The sequence below is a fragment of the Corallococcus sp. AB049A genome, assembly GCF_003668885.1.
In the GTDB taxonomy this organism is placed as follows: Bacteria; Myxococcota; Myxococcia; order Myxococcales; family Myxococcaceae; genus Corallococcus; species Corallococcus interemptor.
On record NZ_RAWL01000086.1, the window covers coordinates 1 to 24,081 of the forward strand.

Below are 24,081 nucleotides of genomic sequence, written 5' to 3' on the forward strand. Positions count from 1 at the left end.
GTGCTGGTGATGCGGGCGGGAGAGGGTTCGGGGGCGCTGTACACGGCGGACGCGGCCCTGAGGCAGGGCCGGCCGGTGTTCGCCCTGCCGGGGGATGTCTGGCAGCCGGCCGCGGCGGGCTGCAACGCCCTGCTGGCGGACGGACGGGCCCGCGCCTGCACGTCCGCGGAAGCAATCTGCGCGGTGGTGGGCGTTGACCCCGTCCGCGCGGTGCCCGCGGGGCGGGATCCGGGGTGGTGGGAGGCGCTGTCGGCGGAAGCGCGCGGGGCCTATGGGCTGTTGGACAGGGTTCCCCGTTCGTTCGACGAGGTGCTCGCCGCAAGCCCGCTGTCACCCGCGGCGCTCACGAGCGCCCTGGTGGAGTTGGAATTGTCGGGGCTGGTGGTCCAGCACCCGGGTAAACGGTACGAGAAGGTCTAGAGGCAGTTCGAGGTAGGAGAGCCATGGCCACGCGGAAGAAGACACAGGCGGCGCAGACGGAGGAGGCGGCGGCGGAGGAGACGCCCAAGAAGGCGGCTGCGAAGAAGCCGGCGGCGAAGAAGGCGGCCAAGAAGAAGACGGCGGCCAAGAAGGTCGCCGCCAAGAAGAAGACGGCGGCCCGCCGCCGTGGCGCGGACGCCGACGAGCTCCCCACCGTGGACGCGGACGCGGACGCCGAGGAGGAAGTGCCCGAGCGCCGTGGCAAGGGCCCGCACTACCTGGTCGTGGTGGAGTCTCCCGCCAAGGCGAAGACCATCAAGAAGTACCTGGGCTCCGGCTACACGGTGAAGGCGTCCGTGGGGCACGTGAAGGATCTGCCCAAGAGCAAGATTGGCGTCGACGTCGAGGACGACTTCAAGCCCGAGTACACGGTCATCAAGGGCAAGGAGAAGGTCCTCAACGAGCTCAAGAAGATGGCCAAGACGGTGGACCGCGTCTTCCTGGCGACGGACCCCGACCGCGAGGGCGAGGCCATCGCCTGGCACATCAAGGAGGAGCTGGGTCACCCGGACTCGCTCCGCGTGACGTTCAACGAGATCACCAAGCGCGCCGTGCAGGAAGCCATCGCGCAGCCGCGTGAACTCAACCAGGACAACTACGACTCGCAGCAGACCCGCCGCATCCTGGACCGGCTCGTCGGCTATCAAATCTCGCCGCTGCTCTGGAAGAAGATCCGCCGGGGCCTGTCCGCCGGCCGCGTGCAGTCCGTGGCGGTGCGCCTGATTGTGGAGCGCGAGGCGGAGATCAAGGCCTTCCAGCCCGAGGAGTACTGGACGCTGGACGCGCTGGTGCAGGGCCCGCAGGGGCCGCCGCCCTTCAAGGCGAAGCTGTCCCGCGTGGACGGCAAGAAGGTGGAGCTCAAGGACCGCGCCACCACGGACGGGCTCGTCGCGGAGCTGAAGGACGCCTCCTTCACCGTGGCGAAGGTGGACCGCAAGGAGCGCCGCCGCAACGCGCCCGCGCCCTTCATCACCTCCAAGCTCCAGCAGGAGGCGGCGAACCGGCTGCACTTCACCGCCAAGAAGACGATGACGCTGGCGCAGAAGCTGTACGAAGGCGTGCCGCTGGGGGAAGAGGGCCAGACGGCGCTCATCACGTACATGCGTACGGACTCCACGCGTCTGTCCGACGACGCCGTGACGCAGGTGCGCGAGTTCATCGGGCAGAAGTACGGCGCGGACTACCTGCCCGCGGAGCCCATGGTCTACAAGAGCCGCAAGAGCGCCCAGGACGCGCACGAGGCCATCCGGCCCACGTCCCTGGAGTACCCGCCCGAGCGCGTGCGTCCCTTCTTCGACGCCATGGACGAGCTGGACATGTTCCGGCTCTACGAGCTCATCTGGAACCGCTTCGTCGCGTGCCAGATGAAGCCCGCCGTCTATGATCAGACGGCCGCGGACATCACCGCGGGCCGCGCCACCTTCCGCGCGTCCGGCAGCACGCTGAAGTTCCCCGGCTACCTGGGCGTCTACGGCTCCGGCCTCACGCCGGAGGAAGAGGCCGCGGCGGAGAAGGCCAAGGCCGCCGGTGAAGAGGCCGCGGAGGACGCGGTGGGCGAACTGCCGCCGCTCAACGAGGGCGAGACGCTCACGCTGGACAAGCTGCTCAACGAACAGCACTTCACCCAGCCGCCCCCGCGCTTCAGCGAGGCCACGCTGGTGAAGGAACTGGAGGAGCGCGGCATCGGGCGTCCGTCCACGTACGCGGCCATCCTCTCCAACATCCAGGACAAGAAGTACGTGGAGAAGCTGGAGAGCCGCTTCCGTCCCACCGACCTGGGGCAGATGACCAACGAGATGCTGGTCAAGCACTTCCCCCACGAGATGGACATCGCCTTCACCGCCAGCATGGAGGAGAAGCTGGATCAGATCTCCGACGGCGGCACGTCCTGGAAGACGGTGCTGCACGACTTCTACGGCCCCTTCAAGGAGACCCTGGAGAAGGCCGAAGCGGAGATGCGCGACGTCAAGCGCGAGGAGATCAAGACCGACATCGCCTGCGAGAAGTGCGGCAACCCGTTCGTCATCAAGTTCGGGAAGATGGGCCACTTCCTCGCCTGCTCGAACTACCCCGACTGCAAGAACACCAAGGACTTCAAGCGGGACGCCGAGGGCAAGATCGTCATCGTGGAGGAGGAGACCACGGACGAGAAGTGCGAGAAGTGCGGCAAGCCCATGGTGATCAAGCGCGGCCGGTTCGGGCGCTTCATGGCGTGCTCGGGCTACCCGGACTGCAAGACGTCCAAGCCCATCTCCATTGGCGTCAACTGCCCGGAGTGCAAGGTGGGCTACCTCACCGAGCGCCGCAGCGGCCGCGGGAAGATCTTCTTCGGCTGCAACCGGTACCCGGACTGCAAGTTCGCCGCGTGGGACCGGCCGCTCGCGGAAGCCTGCCCGCAGTGCGCGTCGCCCTACCTCCTGCAGAAGTTCTCCAAGCGGGACGGCGCCTACATCGCCTGCCCCAATAAGGAATGCGACTACCGCCGCGAGGTGGTGGAGCCCGCCATTCCGGGGGCTTCGGCGGAGGGCGCGCCTGCTCCCACGCCCACCGTGGAAGCCTGAGGGGAAAGCCCAGTCATTCCAGGGGGGTAGGCCCGGCCCCCTGGCTTGACACCCTCGCGGGCGAAGTCCTAGAAGTCCGGATTGCTCCCGGCCCGCCAGCATGCCTCCTGCCCGTTTCGCGGCAGGGGTGCGCGCGGGGGTAGCGAAAGGACGCGGTCCGCGATGAATCCCTCCCTGAACGAGTTGCTGCGCGTAGTGGTGGCCGAGGCCGCCCCCGCAGCGGCGGGCCACGCTTCTTCCGGAGGCCTTGGGGACTTCATCGTCGGCGCGTTCAAGGCCGGCGGTCCGTTCATGTACGTGAACCTGTTCTGGCTGGCCGCGTCGCTGGCTGTCATCGGCGAGCGCGCGGTGACGCTGCTCTACCGCTACCGCCTCAACGCGACGGCGTTCATCGAGCAGGTCCACAAGATGGTGCGCAGCGGCAACCTGGACCGCGCGGTGAAGTTCTGCGGCATGGCGCCGCGCTCGCCGCTGGCCCGCGTCATCCGCGCGGGGCTCATCAACGCGAACCGCGGTGAATTGGAAGTCGCCAAGGCGGTGGAGGAGGCGCTGGCGGAGTACACGCCGCACGTCTCGCGCCGGGTGCAGTGGCTGTGGTCGCTCGCGAACATCGCGACGCTGGTGGGCCTGGTCGGCACCATCGTGGGCCTCATCGGCACCTTCCGCGCGCTGGGCAACGTGCCGGCGGAGCAGAAGCAGGCGCTGCTCTCCAACGGCATCTCGGAGGCCATGTACAACACGGGCTTCGGCCTCTCCATCGCGGTGCTCTGCATCGTGTCGCACCTGTTCTTCAGCAACTACGCCAAGAACATGGTGGAGCTGGTGGAGCTCAACGCGCTGAAGCTGGAGAACCTGCTGTCGCGCCGGGGCTCGCTGGAAGTCGTCCCCGCGGACCCGGACGTCCGCGCCGCTTCGTAGTGGTGGCCCCGCCATGGCGTTCCACTACTCACGCCGGAAGCTGAAGCCGAGGGAAGAGGAGGAGGCGGGCGAGCTGAACATCGTCCCGTACCTCGACATCCTCATGAACCTCATCATCTTCATGCTGCTCTCCATCACGGGGCTCACCGCGTTTGGCGCGCTCAACGTGAACGCGCCCAGCTATGGCGCCAGCGTGGGGGCAGGGGGCGACGCGGACGCGCCCAAGCTGAACCTGTCCGTGCTCATCTCCCAGAAGGGCCTCTTCATCCGGGGCAACAGCGCGGAGATCCCCGCCACGGAAGCCGGGGCGCCCACGGTGCCCGTGCGCAAGGACGGGACGCAGGACTTCGCGGCGCTGAACGCCCAGGTGGTGAAGCTCAAGGCCGCCTTCCCTCAGGAGACGAAGGTCATCGTCGCGGCGGATCCGGACATCCCCTACGAGTCGCTGATCCAGACGATGGACGCCCTGCGTGAGACGACGGGCACCGCCGCCGAGCGCAAGCTGCTCTTCCCCGACGTCACCCTGGGCGTCCTCTAGCCATGTCCGAATCCGCGCCCCTGTCCGCCGAGGAAGCCGATCAGCTCGCGCGCATGCGCTACCGCCGGGCGCTCGCGCGCAAGAAGCGCAAGGAGCGCGAGGCCGCCAGCGAGGTGAAGGAGCTCAACATCACCGCGATGATGGACATGATGACCATCATCCTGGTGTTCCTCCTGAAGTCCTTCGCGTCGTCTTCCGCGGCCATCACCGCGTCGGAAGACGTCCGGCCGCCGGTGTCCTCCACGCGCGCCACGCCCAAGGACACGGTGGCCGTCACCATCACCCCCAGGTTCATCCTGGTGGGGGACAAAGAGGTGGTGCGGCTGGAGAACGGCCGCATCCCGCAGAACCAGCTCCAGGGACGCCTGGTGCTGGGGTTGGATCAGCGGCTGAAGAAGGAAGTGGAGAAGCTCAAGCTGATCGCCTCGCGCAACCCGGCGGCGCCGTTCACCCATGAGCTGTCGGTCATCGCGGACAAGATGGTCCCGTATGATCTGCTGCTCACGGTGCTCTACACGGCGGGCGAGAACGAGCTGCAGAACTACCGCTTCATCGTGCTCCAGCGCGACTCGGAGTAGCCGCCGGACACACGACTCCCCCGCGCGGGATGGACGCACGGGGGAGCGCTGGCACGGCTTCGCTAGAGGGACAGGCTGCCCACGTGGCGCGCGGCCTCCCGCGTCTCCTGCTCATGGATGGCGGCGTCCTCCTCGCAGCGGATGGCGAAGGGCATGGCCTCCAGCCGGTCCAGCGAGATTTCGTTGCCGCAGTCCACGCACTCGCCAAAGACGTCGTTGTCCATGCGGCTCAACGCCGCGTCGATGAGCATGATCTCCCGGCGTTGCGCTTCAATCAGCGTGGAGAGCGTGTAGTCCGCCAGCTCTGCCTGCGCCTGCTCCTCGTACTCGGGATCGCGCTCCTGATCCTTCAGCGCGGCCAGCTCGCGGCGGGCGCCCGCCTGGGCGGTCTCGGTCGTCCTTCGACGCTCCTGCAGCAGGCTGCGGATCTTCAACAAGTCGTTGGCTCGGCTCATGGCTGCGTCACTCCCATCCCAGATTCGCGGTTGAAGGGCGCTCGCCCGGACGCTTCCCGTCCCGAGCGAAGACCGCGAGAAACCTAGGGTTGGATCCCAGGTGGGGAAACCTCACCTCCCATTCCGCCCGCATGGTGGGACGCAGGGCAGGCGGGCGGACGTGAAAGGGCGGGGCCTCTCTGCTAACAGGGCCCTTTGGGGCCCCGGTATGGGGGGCCCGGAGGCATGCATGTCGGACGTGAAGCAGCAGCGGGTGACGGTGATTGGTGGCGGCCTGGCGGGGACGGAGTGCGCGTATCAGCTGGCGCGGCGTGGCGTGCCGGTGGTGCTGCGGGAGATGAAGCCGCACAAGCGCTCTCCCGCGCACAAGTCGGACACGCTCGCGGAGCTGGTGTGCAGCAACTCGCTGCGCTCGGACAACCCGGAGAGCGCCATTGGCCTGCTGCACGCGGAGCTGCGCGCGCTGGGTTCGCTGGTGCTCTCCAGCGCGGACCTGCACCGCGTGCCCGCGGGCGACGCGCTGGCGGTGGAGCGCGAGGGCTTCTCGCGGGAAATCACCACCCGGCTCACCTCCGGCGCGGGGGTGGAGATTCTGGGCGGCGAGGTGGAGAGGCTGCCGGAGGACGGCGTGGTGGTGGTGGCCACGGGGCCGCTGACGTCGGAGGCGCTCACGGCGGACCTGGAGCGCCACGTGGGCACGAAGCTCTACTTCTACGACTCCATCGCGCCCATCCTGTCGGGGGACTCCATCGACATGGACATCGCCTTCCGCCAGAGCCGCTACGGCAAGGGCGGCGGGGATGACTACCTCAACCTGCCCATGACGAAGGACGAGTACTACCGCTTCGTCCACGAGGTGAAGGCGGGCCAGAAGGTCGTTCCGCACAGCTTCGAGGAACCCAAATACTTCGAAGGGTGTCTGCCCATCGAGGTGATGGCCGAGCGCGGCGACGACACGCTGGCCTACGGGCCCATGAAGCCCGTGGGGCTGAAGGACCCTCGCACGGGGACGGACCCCTACGCGGTGGTGCAGCTGCGCATGGAGGACCGGGCGGGCACGGCGTGGAACATGGTGGGGTTCCAGACGCGTCTGACGTGGGGTGAACAGAAGCGCATCTTCAGCACGTGCATCCCGGGTCTCCAGAATGCGGAGTTCCTGCGGATGGGGCAGATCCACCGCAACACGTTCATCGACTCGCCCCGCCTCCTGGCGGAGGACCTGTCGTTGAAGACGGAGCGGCGGGTGTTCTTCGCGGGACAGGTGACGGGCGTGGAGGGCTACGTGGAGAGCGCGGCGTGCGGCTACATGGTGGCGCTGGCGGTGCACGCGCGGCTGACGGGCACGCCGTTCGCGCCGCCTCCGGCGACGACGGCGCTGGGGTCGCTGTACCGGCACCTCACCGGCGAAGCGCACCCGCCGGATCACCCGCACCAGCCCACCAACGTCATCTACGGCCTGTTCCCGCCGCTGTCGGGGCGGATGAAGAAGGCGGACAAGCGCGCGGCCTACTCGGCGCGGGCGAAGCAGGACCTGGCGGCCTGGCTGCCACTCGCGGGCGTTGTCGCCCAGACGGAAGGACAGACGAGCGCATGAAGCGAACCGGGATGGTGGGCCTGGTGGCCCTGCTGGCGGTGTCAGGATGCAAGAAGGGCGAGGACAACGCCGCGCCCTCCCAGCGCAGCGCCGCGCAGGGGGACACGGTCCGCAGCGCGGCGAAGGGCACGAAGGTGGTGGGCGGACAGGGGCAGCTGCTCGCGGAGGGCCGCGCGGCGGACCTGCGCCTGTCTCCGGACGGGCAGTTCGCCACGTTCCTGCTCAACGGGCAGAAGCCCCGGCTGGACGGCATCCCGCCGCAGATGCTGGTGGGGTCGCTGCACCTGGTGCCGGTGGCGGGCGGCAAGGCGCGCGCGCTGGGCGACGGCGTGACGAACGTGCCGGGCAGCCTGCTGTTCTCCCAGGACTCGAAGCACCTGCTCTACGTGACGGGCTACAACCCGGCCTCGCAGTCCGGTGAGCTGAACGTGCTGTCGCTCACGGACGCGGCCGCGGAGCCGGTGAAGCTGGGCACGGCGGTGAGCTACCTGCTGCCGTCCCCGGACGGCGTGCACGTCGCCTTCGTGGACGCGGGCACGCTGAAGCTGGGCAAGCTGCCGCAGGGCCCGTTCCAGGACGTGGCGGGCGAGGTGAGCACCGCGCAGTTCACGCCGGACGGCAAGACGCTGCTCTTCAAGCGCCGGCTGTCGGCCGCGGGCGGGCTGGCGGCGGTGACGGTGGGCGCCAGCGAGCCGCCGCGCAAGCTGGCGGATCAGGTGGGCGACTACCAGGTGTCCTCCGACGGCAAGCGCGTGGCCTACCAGGTGCGCAGCGAGGCCGTGCGCGGGATGTATGACCTGTACCTGGCGGACCTGCCCGCGCTGAAGGGCGCGAAGCTGGCCACGGGGACGAAGAACTTCAGCTTCTCCCCGGATGGGCAGTGGCTGGCGCGCACGGAGAACGGCAAGCCGGAGCAGCTGGGCGACCTGTACGTGGGCCCGGCTTCCGGAGGCCCGGGGCGCAAGCTGGGCGAGGCGGTGGAGGAGCTGGCGTTCGCGCCGGACTCCAAGGCGGTGGCCTTCCTGGAGAAGTACGACCAGCCGTCGCGCGCGGGCTTCCTCGTCGTCGCGTCGCTGCCGGACGGCGCGCCCAAGCGGGTGGGCAGCCTGGTGCCCAACTTCGTGTGGGGCTCGGACAGCCGCTACGTGGCGTTCCTGTCGCGCTTCGTGAAGCCGGTGTTCTCCGTGGACCTGATGCTGTACGCGCTGGGCCAGGAGAAGGCGGAGAAGGTGCAGGCGGGCGTGTTCGGCTACGGCTTCGCGCCGAAGAACGCCGCGGTGGTGTTCCGCACCAACTGCATCCGCAACGGCCGCGCGTGCGACTTCAAGGCCGTGGACCTGAACGAGAAGCAGGCCGAGGCGAAGACGTGGCTGCAGGGCATCTTCAGCTACAAGATCTCCGAGGACGGCTCTCGCGTGCTCGCGACGTACGCGCGCATGGACTCGGACACCTACGACGTGGCCGTCTACGACGTGAAGTCGGGGGCGCGCAAGACGCTCGACCAGGGCGTGCAGGTGCCCGTGTACTTCGCGGGCAAGGATGACGCGCGGGCCGTCTACATCATCGGCCAGGGGCAGAACCCCGGCGTTTACAGCGCCGTCGCCACTCCGCAGTAACGGGTGACCCAGGGGCGGGAGGGCCTTGCGGCCTTCCTCCCCGGGAGCGGCATGACGTTGAGGCGTGCACACTCGGACGGGGTGTGCTGTCTTCGCGCGCCGCATGGCACAGCTCGTCTATCGCCGCTACGGCGGCTCGCTTCAGGTCGACATCCCGGACTTCAACACCCTCACCGAGGCGGTGAGGATTCCCGCGACGCAGTGGATCGCGCTCGCGTGCCCCATGGAGGGCATCGCGTGTGATCCGCGCTTCCTCACGCTGATGGACGCGGACGGCAACGGCCGCATCCGCGTGGAGGAGCTTCGCGCGGCGGTGGACTGGACGGCGGCGCGCCTGCAGGACCGCAAGGGCGCGGACGCGGGCAGCGACGTGCTGGAGCTCTCGGCGCTCTCCGATACGGCGTCCAACCTCAAGGGCGCGGCGGAGCTGGTGCTGCGCACGCTCAACGCGCCGGACGCCACGCGCCTGTCGCTGGAGCAGCTGCGCACCAGTGACAAGGCGCTGCGCGACGCGGGCAAGAACGGCGACGGCATCATCGCGCCGGTGACCCTGCCGGAGCGGCTGCGGCCCCTGGCCGAGTCCATCATCGCGGCCTTCCCGCAGGTGACGAACCGCGCGGGCCTGGCGGGCGTGGACGTGGGCCTGGTGAAGCGCTTCCGCGAGGAGCGCGCGGCCCTGCTCGCGCACCTGGGCGGTAGGGACGCCGTGTTCATCTGGGGCACGACGAGCCTGGAGCAGGCGAAGCGCGTGCACGACGTGGCGCCGCTGCTGGAGGGCTACTTCGTGCAGTGCCGCCTGGTGGCCGCGCAGCCGGAGGCCGCCGCCAGCCTGCGCCTGCGCGCGGACCGGGTGGAGGGCGCGCTGGGCGACCTGGGCGCCATGGGCAAGGCCGCGAACGAGCTGCCCATCGCGCCGCCCGACCCAAGCGGCGTGCTGGTGTGGGCGCGGCTGTACCGCGGCGCCGGCTACGAGAAGCTGGAGGCCTTCCACCAGGAGGTGGCGACGCCGCTGCTGCGCGACGGCGTGAAGCTGACGGACACGGCCTGGCGCGAGCTGTCCGCCAAGGCGGAGGCCATCCTCAGCTGGCAGGCGAAGCGCGACGCGAGCCCCCTGCACGCGGTGGCGGACACGCTGGCCACCGTATCGGACGAGGAGCTGGACGCGCTGGAGTCGGTGAGCCGCGAGGACCTGTCGCTCAAGCCCACGCTGGACGTCATCGCGGAGCTGGAGCGGCTGGTGCTGTACCAGCGCTGGCTGCTGCAGTTCGCCAACAACTTCATCAGCATGCCCAACCTGTACCTGCCCAAGCGGCGGGCGCTGATGGAGAAGGGCACGCTCATCCTGGGCGGGCGCAAGTACACGCTGTCCGTGCTGGTGACGGACCGCGCGGCGCACGCGGCGCTGACGGGGCAGGGGACCACCTGCATCCTCTACGTGAAGGTGCTGCCCCGCGACGCGGCGGAGAGCTACGAGGTGGCGGTGCCCGTCACCTCCGGCCGCAGCACGGAGCTCGGCGTGGGCAAGCGCGGCGTGTTCTACGACGTGGACGGCAAGGAGAGTGACGCCATCGTCACGCAGGTCATCCGGCAGCCCGTGTCGCTCTGGGAGTCGATGACCATGCCGTTCATGCGCATCGGCGCGTTCATCACCAGCAAGGTGGAGGGCCTGGCCGCGTCCGGTGAGAAGGACTTCGATGCGTCGCTGGAGTCCGGCTACAAGCAGACGGTCACCGCGCCTCCTCCAGCGGCTCCGGCTCCGGCGGGTGCGGCGCCCGCGGCGGCGGCTCCGGCGGGAGGCGGCATCGCTGGAGTGCTCGCGGCGGGGGGCATCGCGTTCGCGGCGTTGGGCTCTTCGCTGGCGTTCATCCTCACGCAGGTGAAGTCGCTCACGCTGGTGGACGTCATCACCGCGGCCACCATCCTGGCCATCGTGGTGATGGCGCCCGCGGGCCTGCTGGGCTGGCTGAAGCTGCGCCGGCGCAACCTGGCGCTGCTGCTGGAGGGCTCCGGCTGGGCGCTCAACGACCGGCTGATGCTCACGCGCGGCGTGGCGACGCTCATCACCCGCAAGCCGAGGCTGCCCAAGAACGCGCGCGTGGACCACGTGGACCTGGTGCGCGGGGCGCTGCGCCACACGCAGGGCGACGACGAGACGGAGACCATGTCGCTGGGGGCCCGCCTGGGGCTCACGCTGCTCATCCTCTTCGTGCTGGGCTGGCAGGTGCGCGTGCCCGTCACGGAGTGGCTGTGCACGTACCACTGGCTGTCCGACGACGCCTGCCGCGTGCTGTTGCCCAAGCTGGTGCCGTCCGAGCTGCCGGGCGCGCCCGCTCCCTCGGGGGCGGCGCCGGCGGCCGCGCCTGCTCCGGCGCCCGCGAAGTAGGGCCAGGCTCGCGGGACGACGCGAATCTTGCGAGGCTCGGGGAGGCCCCTAGGCTTCCCCGACCATGTCGACCCTGTCCCCGCTGCTGGAGCAGTTCAAGGTCCACCTCGAAGGCGAGAAGGGCGCATCCCCTCACACGGTGCGCAACTACCTCATCGACCTGGTGGACTATGAGCGCTACCTCGTGGAGCGGATGAAGCTGTCGCTGCTCGCGGGCACGCACGCGGCCATCCGTGGCTACCTGGGCACGTTGGCGGTGGACCACGCGCCCACGAGCCGCGCGCGGCGGCTGGCCAGCATCAAGTCGTTCTACAAGTACCTCGTGCGGCAGAAGCTCCTGTCCGCCAGCCCCGCGAAGCTGGTGAAGAGCCCCAAGCTGCCCAAGTCCCTGCCCAAGGTGCTGCCGGTGGAGGAGGTCTTCGCCATCCTCGACATGCCGGACGTGAAGACGGTGCTGGGGCTGCGCGACAAGGCCATCCTGGAGATGCTGTACGGCGGCGGCCTGCGTATCAGCGAGCTGTGCGGCCTGGACCTGCTGGGCGTGGAGCGCTCAAGCCGCATCGTCCGGGTGATGGGCAAGGGCAGCAAGGAGCGGCTGGTGCCGCTCAACGCGAAGGCCATCCAGTCCCTGGAGGCGTACCTCGCCAGGCGCGGCGAGCTGCTGGCCACGGTGCACGACGGGCAGGACCCGGACGCGCTGTTCCTCAACTTCCGGGGCGGCCGGCTCACGCCCCGGAGCATCGCGAGGCACCTGGACGCGTACGTGCTCAAGCTGGCCCTGGCGCGCAAGGTGAGCCCGCACGCGATGCGCCACTCGTTCGCCACGCACCTCCTGGGAGGCGGCGCGGACATCCGCAGCATCCAGGAGCTGCTGGGCCACGCCAGCCTGTCCACCACGCAGAAGTACACCCACGTGACCTTCGAACAGCTGCAGGAAGTCTACGACGCCGCGCACCCGCGCGCGTGAACTGGCTCCAGACAATCCCTGAAGTCAGTGAAGGCATGCGGCCTGCCGTAGGGACTCAGACAATCCTGGGGGGTGTCTGGATTTCCGTTGGAGGCTTGTTGTAGAAGCGCTCCGCCTCGCGGTCGGCGATGCTTCTCATCGCGGATTCGCGCCTCCTTCTGGACTAGCACTGACATGACGATTCTCGCGATGCCACTCCGCTGGGTGTGGCTCCTGACCTTGGTATGGCTGACGGTCGGGCTGGTGGTGCCTTCGACCGCGGACGCAGCCTGTACTCCCGCGACGGAAGTCTGCAACGGCCAGGATGATGATTGCGACGGCCGGGTGGACGAAGACGGCGTCTGTCGTTCGGATGCGGTCGCCTGCAGCTGTTCGCCATTCACCTGCCAGGGGCTGGGAAAGAACTGCGGAGCCATGCCGGATGGGTGTGGCGCGTGGTTGAACTGTGGCACGTGCGGCTCCGGAATCACTTGCGCGGACAATGTGTGTGAATGCACCCCGGTGACCTGCGCCGACCGCGGGCTGACGTGTGGCTCGGCCACCGATGGCTGCGGGGGAACCCTGCAGTGTGGCACCTGCTCCCAGGGCGATACATGCAAGAACGGCCAATGCGTCGCACCGCCTCCCGCGTGCCCGCAGGGGCAGTACAAGTGCTGTGACGGCTCGTGCAACACGAACCGCCTTTGCCCTGGAATCTCCTGCGACCCTGGTGGCGTCGAGTCATGATGAATCGCATTGCATTCGGGTGTTTGTTCGCTGTGTTGGTGGCCTGCGGTTCCTCTCAGTCAGGCTCGCCTCCGGATGGCGAGTCGCTGCGGACGGCGGGCCAGCGGCTGGCGGTTCCGGCGGGGACCCTGCTGGCCACGGAGGTGGGGCCGGACGGCGCCGCGGTGGGAAATCTTCAGGGACAGGCCGGCGTGGGCGCGGACGGCTCCGCCACCTATTCGATTCCTCTCTGGGTGCCGCCCGGCCGGGCCGGCCTCCAGCCGTCGTTGTCCCTCAATTATCGGAGCAACCTGCCGAACGGGATTCTGGGAGTGGGATGGGGCTTGTCCGGCCTTTCTCAAATCACCCGCTGCCCGAAGACCGTGGCGTCGGATGGCGTGTCCATGCCGGTGACCTTCACCCAAGCGGATTCATTCTGTCTGGATGGGCAGAAGTTGATCGCCGTGAATGGTCAGTACGGTGCGACGGAGACAGAGTACCGGACCGAAACGGATACGTTCTCCAAGATCGTGTCGCACAACGCCGACGCCAACGGTCCTGAATCCTTCCTCGTCTACACCAAGGATGGTCGCATCCTCAAATACGGAGGTTTCGACGGAATCCTCCAGGGAAACCGGGTTGCAGTCCGGCCCGAATATGAAAAGAACTACACCACCACCCATGACACGGTGCCGAGCCGGTACGCCTGGCAGCTGACCCGCATCGTGGATCGCGCCGGCAACGCGATGTCATTCTATTACGGCTGGGTGTTGTACAACGCGGCGGATAGCAGCTATGAGCATGCGTTGCACCGCATTGAGTATACGTGGCGTCTGGATGGCTCGCAGGGCTCTCCCCGCTCTGTGTACTTTGAGTATGAGACCCGGCCCGCGAAGGACATCCGGACGTCCTATGTCGCTGGACTCAAGATCAGGTCCAGCCTGCGACTCAAATCCTTGCAGATCAGCGGTCCCGACGAGACTGGCGGGGTCATCAGGCTGCGGACCTATATGTTCGGCTACGTCCAGGAGGCAGGCAGCGACAGAAGCCTGCTCTCCTCGCTCACGGATTGCGACGGCGGGGGCAAGTGCAAGCGCCCCATGACCTTCGAATGGACCCAGCCCACGAACACCTTCACGACCGTGAACACCGGGATCACGGAAGCGTCCATCACTCCTGAGTTCGCGATCCTTCAGCCGGGTGACGTCAATGGGGATGGCCGGGATGACCTGATCTACCGGGCACCTGCGGCCACCCAGTATTCCTACAAGTGGAGGGTGGCCTCGAGCACGGGTACCTCCTTCACCACGCCCGTGGACACGGCGCTCCCGGAGACTTGCGGGTCCAACACTGACGGCGAGGACGGCCGCTGGTTCGACTTCAACCTGGATGGCCTGCTGGACGTCAGCATCGTCAAGAAGGATGGCTGTTATGTGTCGCCGCCTCGCACGATGATGAACTACGTGGGGGGCAGCAGCGGGTTCTCCCTTACGGGCCCGGGCCCGGCCGGGAGGATGTTCCTGGCGGATCTGGACGGAAATGGCCTGATGAACCCTGTTCAGATCACCATGGATGGTCCCAATGGACATCCGCAGTTGTCCTTCCGGCCCATCATCCAGGGAACCCTGTGGGCCTTCCAGCCCATCATCATCGCGAACGAGTGGCACGACTTCATCCAGTACGCGGTCAACCTGGATGGCTTGCCCCGGAGCAGCCTGTTGATGGAGCGGAAGCAGGTCGATAGCCGGGGTTTTGTCAACAGCGTATCCAATCGCCTCTGGGCACTGGAGAGGCGGATTGGCGGCTACGTGAAGACGGAGACGACCCTGCTTCTGCCTGGTATCGACGAGAAGCTCTATCTCTTCGCCGACATCAACGGAGATGGATTGCCGGATGCCATTCTGAGCAAGGCGGACGGTGGCGATATTGAAATCATGATGAACACGGGCAACGGCTTCGCCGCGCCCGTGGCCCAGGTGCTTCCCGCGTATGCGAAGCTCAGCTCCTGGACCTACGACAATGGCGTCCGCGTCCTCGACTACAACCATGACGGGCGCCAGGACCTGCTGTTGATGGACAAGAAGGGCGCGGACCGTGCCCACTTCGTCCTGCTGTTGTCGAATGGCACCTCATTCGAGCCTCAGCCTCTCATGGGCATCCCCGTGTCCGACGAGGCTGGGGCGCGACGCAATCAGCTCTCGCGGGTGCTGGACATGAATGGCGATGGACTGGCGGACTTCGTCCAGCCCGTGAATGGCCAGCTGGTCCTCTACCGCCAGGACGGTCAGCTCCCCGGGCTGCTCAAGGGGGTGAAGGACAGCATGAACTCCGGCACCACCTTCACCTATAAGCCCATCTCCGACACCACGGTTCATGCTCGCGGTACGAACTGCGGATACCCCACCGCCTGTGCCCGCCAGGGACAATGGGTGGTCGCCGAAAGCCAGACGGACGCGGGCGAGGGCCATCCCGCGCGCATCAAGCGCTACTTCTACGAGGACGGGCGGTTCGACGTCACCGGCCGCGGCTGGTTGGGTTTCAAGGCAGTGACCGTGCAGGACGTGCAGGCCGGCTCGGAGACGCGGACTGAATACGACGTCACGACGCGGGTCGACACCTTCTATCCCTATGCGACGACACCGGTCCGTGAGCGCGTCCGGATCCAGTTCGACGGCCGGACCACGGAGCGCGAGCGGGAAATCCATTACAACTCGATGCTGCGGGGCGGGACGGTTTCCGGCACGAAAGTGCTCTCCATCTTCCCGGCGAGCGGGACGGAGACGGAGCGGGACTACGCCACCGTGGCCGGGCCCGGTGCGGCCAGCGCGTTCGTGCGGACCACGCAGACTTCATGGAACTATGACGACACCTACGGCAACCTCACGGACAAGACGCAGAGCACCGTGGGCGGCGACCAGGTCGCATGGCATGCGGAGTATTCCAACTCGCCCTCGAACTGGCTCGTGGGCTTGCCGACCCTGGTGACGGAATCCAGCACGGTCAATGGCCAGACGGTCACCCGTCGCAAGTCCATGACGTATGAGCCCGGGACGGGCTACCTCCAGAGCGAGACGTCCGAGCCGGGAGACCCGGACCTGGAACAGACGACGACCTTCGTCCGGACCCCAGAAGGACTTGCTTCGCAGGTGATACGGAGCGGAGCAGGAATCCTGACTCCCCGGGTGACCCGATTCACCTACGACTCCGTCGACTGCGTGTTTCCAGCGTCCATCACCAACGCGGCCGGGCATGTGACGGAATTCGCGTACCATCCAGGCACCGGCGTGCTGGCGGCGGTCCGTGACGAGCGCGGGGTCGAGACGCGCTGGCAATACGACGGGTTTGGAAGACTGAGAAAAAAGGATGCGCCGGATCAGTCGGACACGGAGGTTCATTACACGCAGCTCATCACCGGGTCGCTCTACAAGACCCGTGTGACGACGTCCGTCGCGGGAGGTCAGACCGTCACCGTCGATTACGACCGGTTGGGTCGCTCCGTACGGTCGACCCGGCTCGCATTCAATGGCAACCAGGCCGTCACCACGACGGAATTTGATGCCCTGGGCCGGGTCTGGACGGTGACCGATCCGGACCCGCAGGGGGGAGTCACGGGTAGGGTGACGACCTACGAGTATGATCCCCTCAACCGCCTGCTCAAGACGACCCATCCCGATGGGACGGTGGCGACGAACTGGTACCGCGGCTATCCCGAGGGTTTTCAGACCACCACGACGGATGCGAATGGCAATTCCCGCCGTTTCTTGAACGACGTGAACGGGCGGGTCATCAAGAGCATGGAGCGGACGTCGTTCACCGCGCCGTGGCTGGAGACGAAGTATCAGTACGCGCCCTTTGGACAGCTCCAGCGGGTGTTGGATCCCCAGGGGAACGAAACGCTCCTGGGCTATGACCGGCTCGGGCGCCGGACCTCGCTGAGGACACCGGATTCGGGCCTGACCACGACGCACTATACGTCCCTGGGAGAGATTGACCGGACCGAGGATGCGTCGCAGGTCGTGACGACCTATCTCCGGGATGCGCTGGGACGGCCGGTCACGGTGACCAGCAGCCGGGACGGAGTCGACCACTTCACCTGGGACACGCCGGTCCAGGGGCCCAGCGTCCCCGGAATGCTCATGAGCAGCGTGCGCGAAGGAGATCCGGCGACGTCCGCGGACGACATCGCCGTGGCCTATGGCTATGACAGCCTGGGCCGGCTCACGCAGGAACAATGGCGGGTGGAAGGGCGCGCGTATGCCATTGACCGGAGCTATGACACCTACGGCCGGCCCCTGAGTCTGGAGTACCCGGCGGTCGCGGGGGCGCGGTTTCGCCTGGGCTATGAGTACAACTCCCAAGGCTATCTGACGAACGTCAGGGACCTGGAGACGTATCTCTCGAAATGGACGGTCGTGGGCCGTAACGCACTGGGGCAGCTCACGTCCGAGAGCCTGGGCAATGGCGTGGCGACACAGCGGTTCTATGATTCGATGGGCCGGCTGCGATTCATTGACAGCAAGAAGGGAGCGGTTCCGTTCCAGCAACTGGCCTACGATTACCAGTCGAACGGCAACATCAGCAGCCGGCATGACCGGCTTGCGCGGACGACCGAGGACTTCCACTACGACGGATTGGACAGGCTGAACGAATGGATCATCACCCAGAACTGCCGCCAGACCCTCCAGTCCTATTCGTATGACGATCTGGGCAACCTGCTGGGCTGGACCTCCAGCCTGGGGACGAGCCAATCCGAGACCTTCACCTATGGCGCCGGGACAGCGGGGCCGCATGCGCTGACGGGCTCGCAGGCGGGGAGCTATGGCTACGACGCCAGTGGCAACCAGACGTCCGCGCCTGGGCGGACGGTGGAGTACACGGGCTTTCACCTGCCCTCTCGCATCACGGACGGTCAGCAGAGCGTGTCGTACCGGTACGCGGCGAACAACGCCCGGACCGTGAAGCGGCACTCGGACGGGACGGTGACCACGTATATCGGTGGTCTGTACGAGGAGCGCCGCGAGCCGGGAGGGGCCGTCACGCATTCATTCCACGTGAGCGCGGCGGAGCGGGGAATCGCCGAGGTGACCTGGCGGGTCGAGGCAGCTTCCGGGGCGGCGATCAAGAAGCAGTGGCGCTATCTGCATTCGGACCACCTGGGCTCCACTGAGTCGGTGACGGACGAGGCCGGCCGCGTGGTGGGCCGGATGAAGTACGACCCCTTCGGGGCGCGGCGCCATCCGCTGGACCTGTCGTTGAAGTGGCAGGGGGCCTCGCACGAGGTCCGGCATTCCTTCACGGGCCATGAGCAGGACTCAGAGTTCGAGCTCGTGAACATGCGGGGTCGCATCTACGACCCGAGGCTGGGCCGCTTCCTGAGTCCGGATCCCGTGGTTCAGGCGCCTTTGTGGGGGCAGTCGTTCAACCGGTACAGCTACGTGTTGAACAACCCGCTGCGCTACACGGACCCGTCGGGCTTCATGTCGATGGAGCTGATCTACTACTACGACAGTTGGTACGGGTCGGAGGTGGGCTTCAGTCCGGGGGACTGGTCCTCTCCTGAGAACCGCGGCCCCACGGTCGGGTATGGGCCTGGCCTTTTCGAACGTTCCCCGAACTACGATCCGCTCAAGCCGTTCGAGCTCAACTTCAACGATACGGCCGAGACTCAATACGATCATCTGCGGTACTACGAGTTCGGCTTTGGCTTCACCACGGAGACGATCCAGCTCGAAGTCTCGGTGACGTTCAATCAGAACGACGTGGATCTGCTGCTTGCCCGCCTGACCCAGGGATTGCAGGGCGGGACGATGGGGGTCGTGGCAGGACTGCTCCCCGCGAGTGAGCTGCTGCCGGTTCCCGAGTATCAGTCCGAAGACTTCTACCACGGGTATGGTTTGGGGCTCGGACTGGTTGGGTTGGCTGAGCTCTATGCCGCCTCCGCGATGATGACTTCCGGCGGGGCAGGGGAGATGGGGGGCGGTGCGCTCATCCTGACAGGAGAAGGGGCTCCCGTTGGCCTCCCGCTCGTCGCGGTGTCGAGCGCCGTGATTGCGGGTGGCATGGTTGTGGGAGTCGAAGGAACCGCTGACGCCCTCAAGGGAATCGCCGTCTTCAATTCCAACCAGGGCGGCTCATCCAGTTCGCCTCCCAAGGCCAAGGGGACACGGACCAAGAACTGGCTGCCGGGGGATAACCCCGACGAACGGGGGCCGCCGAACGGAATGCTTGAGAAGAGGAACAAGCAGACCGGTGAGCTGCAACAAAAGCGGTTCTATGATGAAGAGGGCAGGCCCCTGCGGGATTTTGATTATGACCATGAACACGGTGTTGGCGCCCCCCACGTCCACGACTGGGTGCGACGAGGAACCAAAGCGCCCCATCCCAGCCGGGGGCCGGGTCGCCCTCCATTGCCAGTCGAGGACCCATGAGCCAGAAGAAGCCGCCTGTTCATGATGCTGAGATTGTTGGGGTGCGAGTCGATCGCATCGGCAATGCCTTGTCGTTCGACCTGATTCTTCCAGAAAAAGGGAAGGCGGAGCTGGTGTTCCAGGGTGCCGAAGACTGGCGCCTCAACGCCTTCGGGGTGCAGAACGTGTTGTTCGGTCTCCAGGTCTGGTCAGCGGAAGTGCCAGACGTGGCCGAGGCGTGCGCGGAGTTGGCGATTGATGCTTTCTGGGTGGAGAGGATTGTCGCCGGCGAATTGACCCTCTACGAGGTGGAGCCTTCAGTGGGGCTCAACGGGTATGTCATCGCCAGGAGCGTTGCCTTGACGGGCGTGTGATGAATGGGTGATGGATGTGCATTGGAGGCGAGGAGCGGGTCGTGACCCATCACAGCGGCGAAGTCGACCAGTACATGGCGGAGCTCGAGCACCCGCTGAAGGCGGAGATCGAAGCCGTGCGCCAGGCCATCCTGGCCTCCGACGCCACCATCACCGAGCGCATCAAGTGGAAGGCCCCCAGCTTCGTCCACTCAGGCGATGACCGCGTGACGTTCCGCCTGGCCCCGAAGGGCATCTTCCAGGTCATCCTCCACCGGGGCGCGAAGGTGAAGGACACGAAGGGCTTCTCGTTCCAGGACGACTCGGGCCTCGTGGAGTGGCTGGCCCCGGACCGGGGCGCCGTCACGCTTCCGGACGCGAAGACGGTGAAGGCGAAGAAGGGCGCTTTGGTGAAGCTGGTGGGCCGCTGGATGGCCGCCACGGCGTCCTGAGGGACTGCCCCAGGGTGAGGGAGCGGACAGGCAGGCGGTTTTTCCAGGTGGGAGCCGGGCGGTCTTGTTAAACCCCCGGTCATGTTCCACGGCACCACCATCCTCTGCGTCCGCCGCGAAGGGAAGGTCGTCATCGCGGGCGACGGTCAGGTCAGCCTCGACAAGACCATCATGAAGAACACCGCGCGCAAGGTGCGCAAGCTGGGCGAGGGGCAGGTGCTCGCCGGCTTCGCGGGCAGCACCGCGGATGCCTTCACGCTCTTCGAGCGCTTCGAAGCCAAGCTCAAGGAGCACCAGAAGAACCTCGCCCGCGCCTGCGTGGAGCTGGGCAAGGACTGGCGCACCGACCGCTTCCTGCGCCGCCTGGAGGCGCTGCTCATCGTCGCGGACAAGGAGAAGACCTTCATCCTGTCCGGCGCGGGCGACGTCATCGAACCGGACCACGGCATCGCCGCCGTGGGCAGCGGGGGCCACTACGCCCTGGCCGCCGCGCGCGCCTTGCAGGCGCACTCCAACCTGTCCGCCCGTGACATCTGCACGCAGGCCATGGCCATCGCCGCGGACATCTGCGTCTACACCAACGCCAACGTCTCCTACGAAGAGCTCTGAGAGGACCGCCCCGTGGCCGAATCGCGCAAGTTGTCCGCCTTCACGCCTCGCGAGGTCGTCAGCGAGCTGGACCGCTACATCGTCGGGCAGAAAGACGCCAAGCGCGCCGTCGCCATCGCGCTGCGCAACCGGTGGCGCCGCCAGCAGGTGCCGGATGACCTGCGGGATGAGATCTACCCGAAGAACATCATCATGATCGGCCCCACCGGCGTGGGGAAGACGGAGATCGCCCGCCGCCTGGCGAAGCTGTCCCAGGCCCCCTTCGTCAAGGTGGAGGCCAGCAAGTTCACCGAGGTGGGCTACGTGGGCCGCGACGTCGAGTCGATGATCCGCGACCTCGTGGAGGCCGCCATCGCGCTGGTGCGCGAGGAGGAGACGGAGAAGGTCAAGCCGCGCGCGGAGGAGCTGGCCGAGGACCGGCTCATGGAGCTCATCAAGAACGGCGGGCAGGCGCGCACCACGTCCTCGCCGCCGTTCGGCTTCTCCCCGCCGCCGGCCCCCGCGCCCTCGCCGCTGGGCGACAACGAGCGGGAGAAGCTGCGCGCCCAGCTGCGCGCCGGCACGCTGGATGATCAGACCGTGGAGGTGGAGACCAGCGAGAGCTCCCCCACGTTCATGCGCAACTTCAGCGGCCAGGGCATGGAGGAGATCGGCGTCAACCTCCAGGACCTGTTCAAGAACATGCCGGGCATGAAGAACACCCGGAAGCGCAAGCTGCGCGTGCCGGAGGCGCTCCAGGTGCTGCGCGCGGAGGAGGCGCAGAAGCTGGTGGACCCCGACCGCGTCCAGCGCGAGGCCGTGGCGCGCGCCGAGTCCAGCGGCATCGTCTTCATCGATGAGATCGACAAGATCGCCAGCCGCGAGGGCGGCAAGGGCGGCGGGGGCCCGGACGTCTCGCGCGAGGGCGTGCAGCGCGACATCCTGCCCATCGTCGAGGGCTCGGCCGTCAACACGAAGTACGGCCAGGTGAAGACGGACCACATGCTCTTCATCGCCGCGGGCGCGTTCCACGTCTCCAAGCCGTCCGACCTCATCCCGGAGCTCCAGGGCCGCTTCCCCATCCGCGTGGAGCTGGAGGCGCTGTCCGGCGAGGACCTGGTGCGCATCCTGCGCGAGCCGAAGAACTCGCTGTTGCGCCAGTACACCGCGCTGCTCTCCACGGAAGGCGTGCGCCTGTCCTTCACCGACGACGCGGTGGAGGAGGTCGCCCGCATCGCCCAGCAGGCCAACGAGCGCACGCAGAACATCGGCGCCCGGCGGCTGCACACCGTGCTGGAGCGCCTGCTCGACGACGTGTCGTTCACGGCCAGCGAGATGGGCCCGCGCGACTTCCAGGTGGACGCTGGCTACGTGCGCGAGCGCCTGGGCGCCATCGTCCAGGACGAGGACTTGTCGCGCTACATCCTCTAGCGCGCTAGGGTCCGCGGCCGCCGTCCCACCGCGTCGTCACGCAGAGAGAGGTACACCACCTTGCAAACGCCGTCCCCCGCATCCGCCGCTGGCAACGAAGCCCTCATCCAGAAGGCGAAGCAACACCTGCTGCAGAACTACAAGCAGCAGCCCATCGCCCTCGTTCGTGGACAGGGCACGCGGGTATGGGACGCGGATGGCAAGGCGTACCTGGACTGCATCGGCGGCATCGCCGTGTGCGCCCTGGGCCACTGCCACCCGGAGGTGGTCGCGGCGGCCAAGGCGCAGCTGGACACGCTGTGGCACGTCTCCAACGTCTTCTACTCGCAGCCGCAGATCGACCTGGCCACCCAGCTGACGGAGTGGTCCGGTCTGCCGCGCGCGTTCTTCTGCAACTCCGGCGCGGAGGCCAACGAGGCCCTCATCAAGCTCACCCGCAAGGTGATGAAGGACCGGGGCACGCCGGAGCGCTTCGAGATCCTCTCCTTCGAGAAGAGCTTCCACGGCCGCACCCTGGCCACCGTCACCGCCACCGGCCAGCCGAAGTACCACGCCGGCTTCGAGCCGCTGCCCCAGGGCTTCCGCCACCTGCCGTACGGTGACCTGGAGGCGGTGCGCCGCGCCGTGGGGCCGTCCACCGCCGCCATCCTGGTGGAGCCCATCCAGGGCGAGGGCGGCGTGCGCATGGCCCCCGAGGGCTACCTCCAGGGCCTGCGCGCGCTCTGCGACGAGAAGGGCCTGCTGCTGCTGGTGGACGAGGTCCAGACAGGCATGGGCCGCACGGGCCAGCCCTTCGGCTTCATGCACCACGGCATCCGGCCGGACGCCATCAGCATCGCCAAGGCGCTGGGCAACGGGCTGCCCATTGGCGCCATGCTGTGCCGCGAGGAGCTGGCGGTCAGCCTCTCGCCGGGCACCCACGGCTCCACGTTCGGCGGCAACCTGGTGTCCGCCGCCGCGGGCAACGTGGTGATGCGCGTCATGGGCCAGCCCGGCTTCCTGGACGACGTGCGGGCCAAGGGGGAGCACTTCCTCGCGGGCGCGCGCGCGCTCCAGGGCTCGCTGCCGGAAGGCCGCATCAAGGCCGTGCGCGGGCAGGGGCTGCTGCTGGGCGTGGAGCTGGACCGGGAGGCCGCCCCCGTCATCGCGAAGCTGCGCGACGCCGGATTGCTGGTGAACTCCGCCGGGGACGTCACCCTGCGCTTCGCCCCTCCGCTCATCATCACGAAACAGGAACTCGACGAAGCACTGGGAATCCTCCAGCGCGTCCTCTCCACGCTCTAGCAGGCGCGGGGTTCCGGGCCCCCGGGAAGGTTTGACGCCTTGCTTCCCGGGCACCTACACTTGGGGATTCGCCAGCCTGGGAAACCGACACCTTGAGCGCGCCCAACCCCATCGTCGGCCTCGGGGGCAGGACCGACCACATCGCCACGGTGCCCCACCTGGACCCGGCCCGTCTCCAGCTCAGCCCGGAAGAGGGCTCGGTGCTGGCGCTGGTGGGCCGCGTGGAGCGCATCGACTCCGTGCTGTCCCGCTCCTCGCTGGGCGAGGCGCGCACCATCGCCGTGCTGCTGTCGCTGCGCGCCAAGGGAGCCATCGTGCCCGCCCGCGTGGTGCAGCGCGCGCCGCCCGCCGCCCCGGTGGTGGACGCCGCCATGGCGGAGGAGGTGGACCTGGAGCCCGAGCAGAAGCGCGACATCATCGAGATGGAGCGCTCGCTGGACGGGATGGACCACCACGCGGTGCTGGGCGTGGCCCGGGGCGCCAGTCCGCAGGAGGTGAAGCAGGCGTATTACAACGCGTCCCGCCGCTTCCACCCGGACCGCTACTTCGGCAAGAACCTGGGCAGCTTCCGCGCCCGGCTGGAGCGCATCTTCAAGCGCCTCACTGACGCCCACAACGCCCTCAGCCGCCAGGAGCCGCCGCGCGCCGCGCCCTCCACGCCGCCGCCCGCCGCGCCTCGCGTCCCCACGACGCCGGCCCCCGTGGCGCCGCCCGCGCGCACGGTGTCCGGAAGCCACTTCGCGGCGGTGAAGCCTGCGGCGGCCCCAACGC

At 67.6% G+C, this 24,081-nt stretch carries 17 protein-coding genes; 16 read left to right on the top strand and 1 reads right to left on the bottom strand.

Features of this window, described 5'->3' with window-relative positions; all coding sequences use genetic code 11:
* The 5 genes from D7X55_RS12245 to D7X55_RS12265 form a co-directional block, all read left to right on the top strand.
* On the top strand, positions 1-420 hold a 420-nt coding region (locus D7X55_RS12245), incomplete at its 5' end, for a DNA-processing protein DprA (RefSeq protein ID WP_199746940.1).
* 23 nt (positions 421-443) lie between these two features.
* The gene (gene topA, locus D7X55_RS12250) at positions 444-3,041 is read left to right on the top strand and encodes a type I DNA topoisomerase (protein WP_120547879.1); all 2,598 of its coding nucleotides are present in this window, start codon (positions 444-446) and stop codon (positions 3,039-3,041) included.
* A 162-nt stretch (positions 3,042-3,203) separates the two neighbouring features.
* Positions 3,204-3,959: a MotA/TolQ/ExbB proton channel family protein gene (locus tag D7X55_RS12255; RefSeq protein WP_120547878.1), complete on the top strand. Its 756-nt coding sequence runs from the start codon at positions 3,204-3,206 to the stop codon at positions 3,957-3,959.
* Positions 3,960-3,972: 13 nt separating this feature from the next.
* On the top strand, positions 3,973-4,497 hold the full coding sequence (locus D7X55_RS12260; RefSeq protein ID WP_120547877.1) for a biopolymer transporter ExbD: 525 nt from the start codon (positions 3,973-3,975) through the stop codon (positions 4,495-4,497).
* Positions 4,498-4,499: 2 nt separating this feature from the next.
* Positions 4,500-5,075, top strand: a complete 576-nt coding sequence (locus tag D7X55_RS12265) for a biopolymer transporter ExbD (RefSeq protein ID WP_120547876.1) — start codon at positions 4,500-4,502, stop codon at positions 5,073-5,075.
* A gap of 62 nt (positions 5,076-5,137) precedes the next feature.
* Here D7X55_RS12265 and D7X55_RS12270 read toward each other — a convergent pair whose 3' ends face one another.
* Positions 5,138-5,530: a TraR/DksA C4-type zinc finger protein gene (locus D7X55_RS12270; protein ID WP_120547875.1), complete on the bottom strand. Its 393-nt coding sequence runs from the start codon at positions 5,528-5,530 to the stop codon at positions 5,138-5,140.
* A gap of 229 nt (positions 5,531-5,759) precedes the next feature.
* Between D7X55_RS12270 and trmFO the strand changes: the two genes are divergently transcribed.
* The 11 genes from trmFO to D7X55_RS12325 all read left to right on the top strand — a co-directional run.
* The gene (gene trmFO, locus D7X55_RS12275) at positions 5,760-7,124 is read left to right on the top strand and encodes a methylenetetrahydrofolate--tRNA-(uracil(54)-C(5))-methyltransferase (FADH(2)-oxidizing) TrmFO (RefSeq protein ID WP_120547874.1); all 1,365 of its coding nucleotides are present in this window, start codon (positions 5,760-5,762) and stop codon (positions 7,122-7,124) included.
* Complete coding sequence (locus tag D7X55_RS12280) at positions 7,121-8,740, top strand: PD40 domain-containing protein (RefSeq protein ID WP_121723160.1); 1,620 nt, start codon at positions 7,121-7,123, stop codon at positions 8,738-8,740. The genes trmFO and D7X55_RS12280 overlap by 4 nt, the downstream gene beginning before the upstream one ends.
* A gap of 103 nt (positions 8,741-8,843) precedes the next feature.
* Positions 8,844-11,123 carry a kinesin gene (locus D7X55_RS12285; RefSeq protein ID WP_121723161.1) on the top strand — a complete coding sequence of 760 codons (2,280 nt, stop codon included), beginning with the start codon at positions 8,844-8,846 and terminating at the stop codon, positions 11,121-11,123.
* A gap of 64 nt (positions 11,124-11,187) precedes the next feature.
* A complete protein-coding gene (locus tag D7X55_RS12290) occupies positions 11,188-12,090 on the top strand; it encodes a tyrosine recombinase XerC (RefSeq protein WP_121723162.1) in 903 nt (300 codons plus the stop codon).
* Positions 12,091-12,812: 722 nt separating this feature from the next.
* Entirely contained in the window at positions 12,813-19,223 is a 6,411-nt protein-coding gene (locus D7X55_RS12295) for an RHS repeat-associated core domain-containing protein (RefSeq protein ID WP_121723163.1), read from the top strand.
* A complete protein-coding gene (locus tag D7X55_RS12300; RefSeq protein ID WP_147442715.1) occupies positions 19,220-19,576 on the top strand; it encodes a hypothetical protein in 357 nt (118 codons plus the stop codon). Before D7X55_RS12295 ends, D7X55_RS12300 begins: the two co-directional genes overlap by 4 nt.
* A 41-nt stretch (positions 19,577-19,617) precedes the next feature.
* The gene (locus D7X55_RS12305; protein WP_233609811.1) at positions 19,618-20,007 is read left to right on the top strand and encodes a DUF1801 domain-containing protein; all 390 of its coding nucleotides are present in this window, start codon (positions 19,618-19,620) and stop codon (positions 20,005-20,007) included.
* 81 nt (positions 20,008-20,088) lie between these two features.
* Positions 20,089-20,616 (top strand): ATP-dependent protease subunit HslV, encoded by a 528-nt coding sequence (hslV, locus tag D7X55_RS12310; RefSeq protein ID WP_120547868.1) that lies wholly within the window; start codon positions 20,089-20,091, stop codon positions 20,614-20,616.
* A gap of 12 nt (positions 20,617-20,628) precedes the next feature.
* A complete protein-coding gene (gene hslU / locus D7X55_RS12315; protein ID WP_120547867.1) occupies positions 20,629-22,026 on the top strand; it encodes an ATP-dependent protease ATPase subunit HslU in 1,398 nt (465 codons plus the stop codon).
* Between the two features lie 60 nt (positions 22,027-22,086).
* Positions 22,087-23,310: an aspartate aminotransferase family protein gene (locus tag D7X55_RS12320; RefSeq protein ID WP_120547866.1), complete on the top strand. Its 1,224-nt coding sequence runs from the start codon at positions 22,087-22,089 to the stop codon at positions 23,308-23,310.
* A gap of 92 nt (positions 23,311-23,402) precedes the next feature.
* Positions 23,403-24,081: J domain-containing protein (locus D7X55_RS12325; RefSeq protein ID WP_233609812.1), on the top strand; the 679-nt coding region annotated here is incomplete at its 3' end.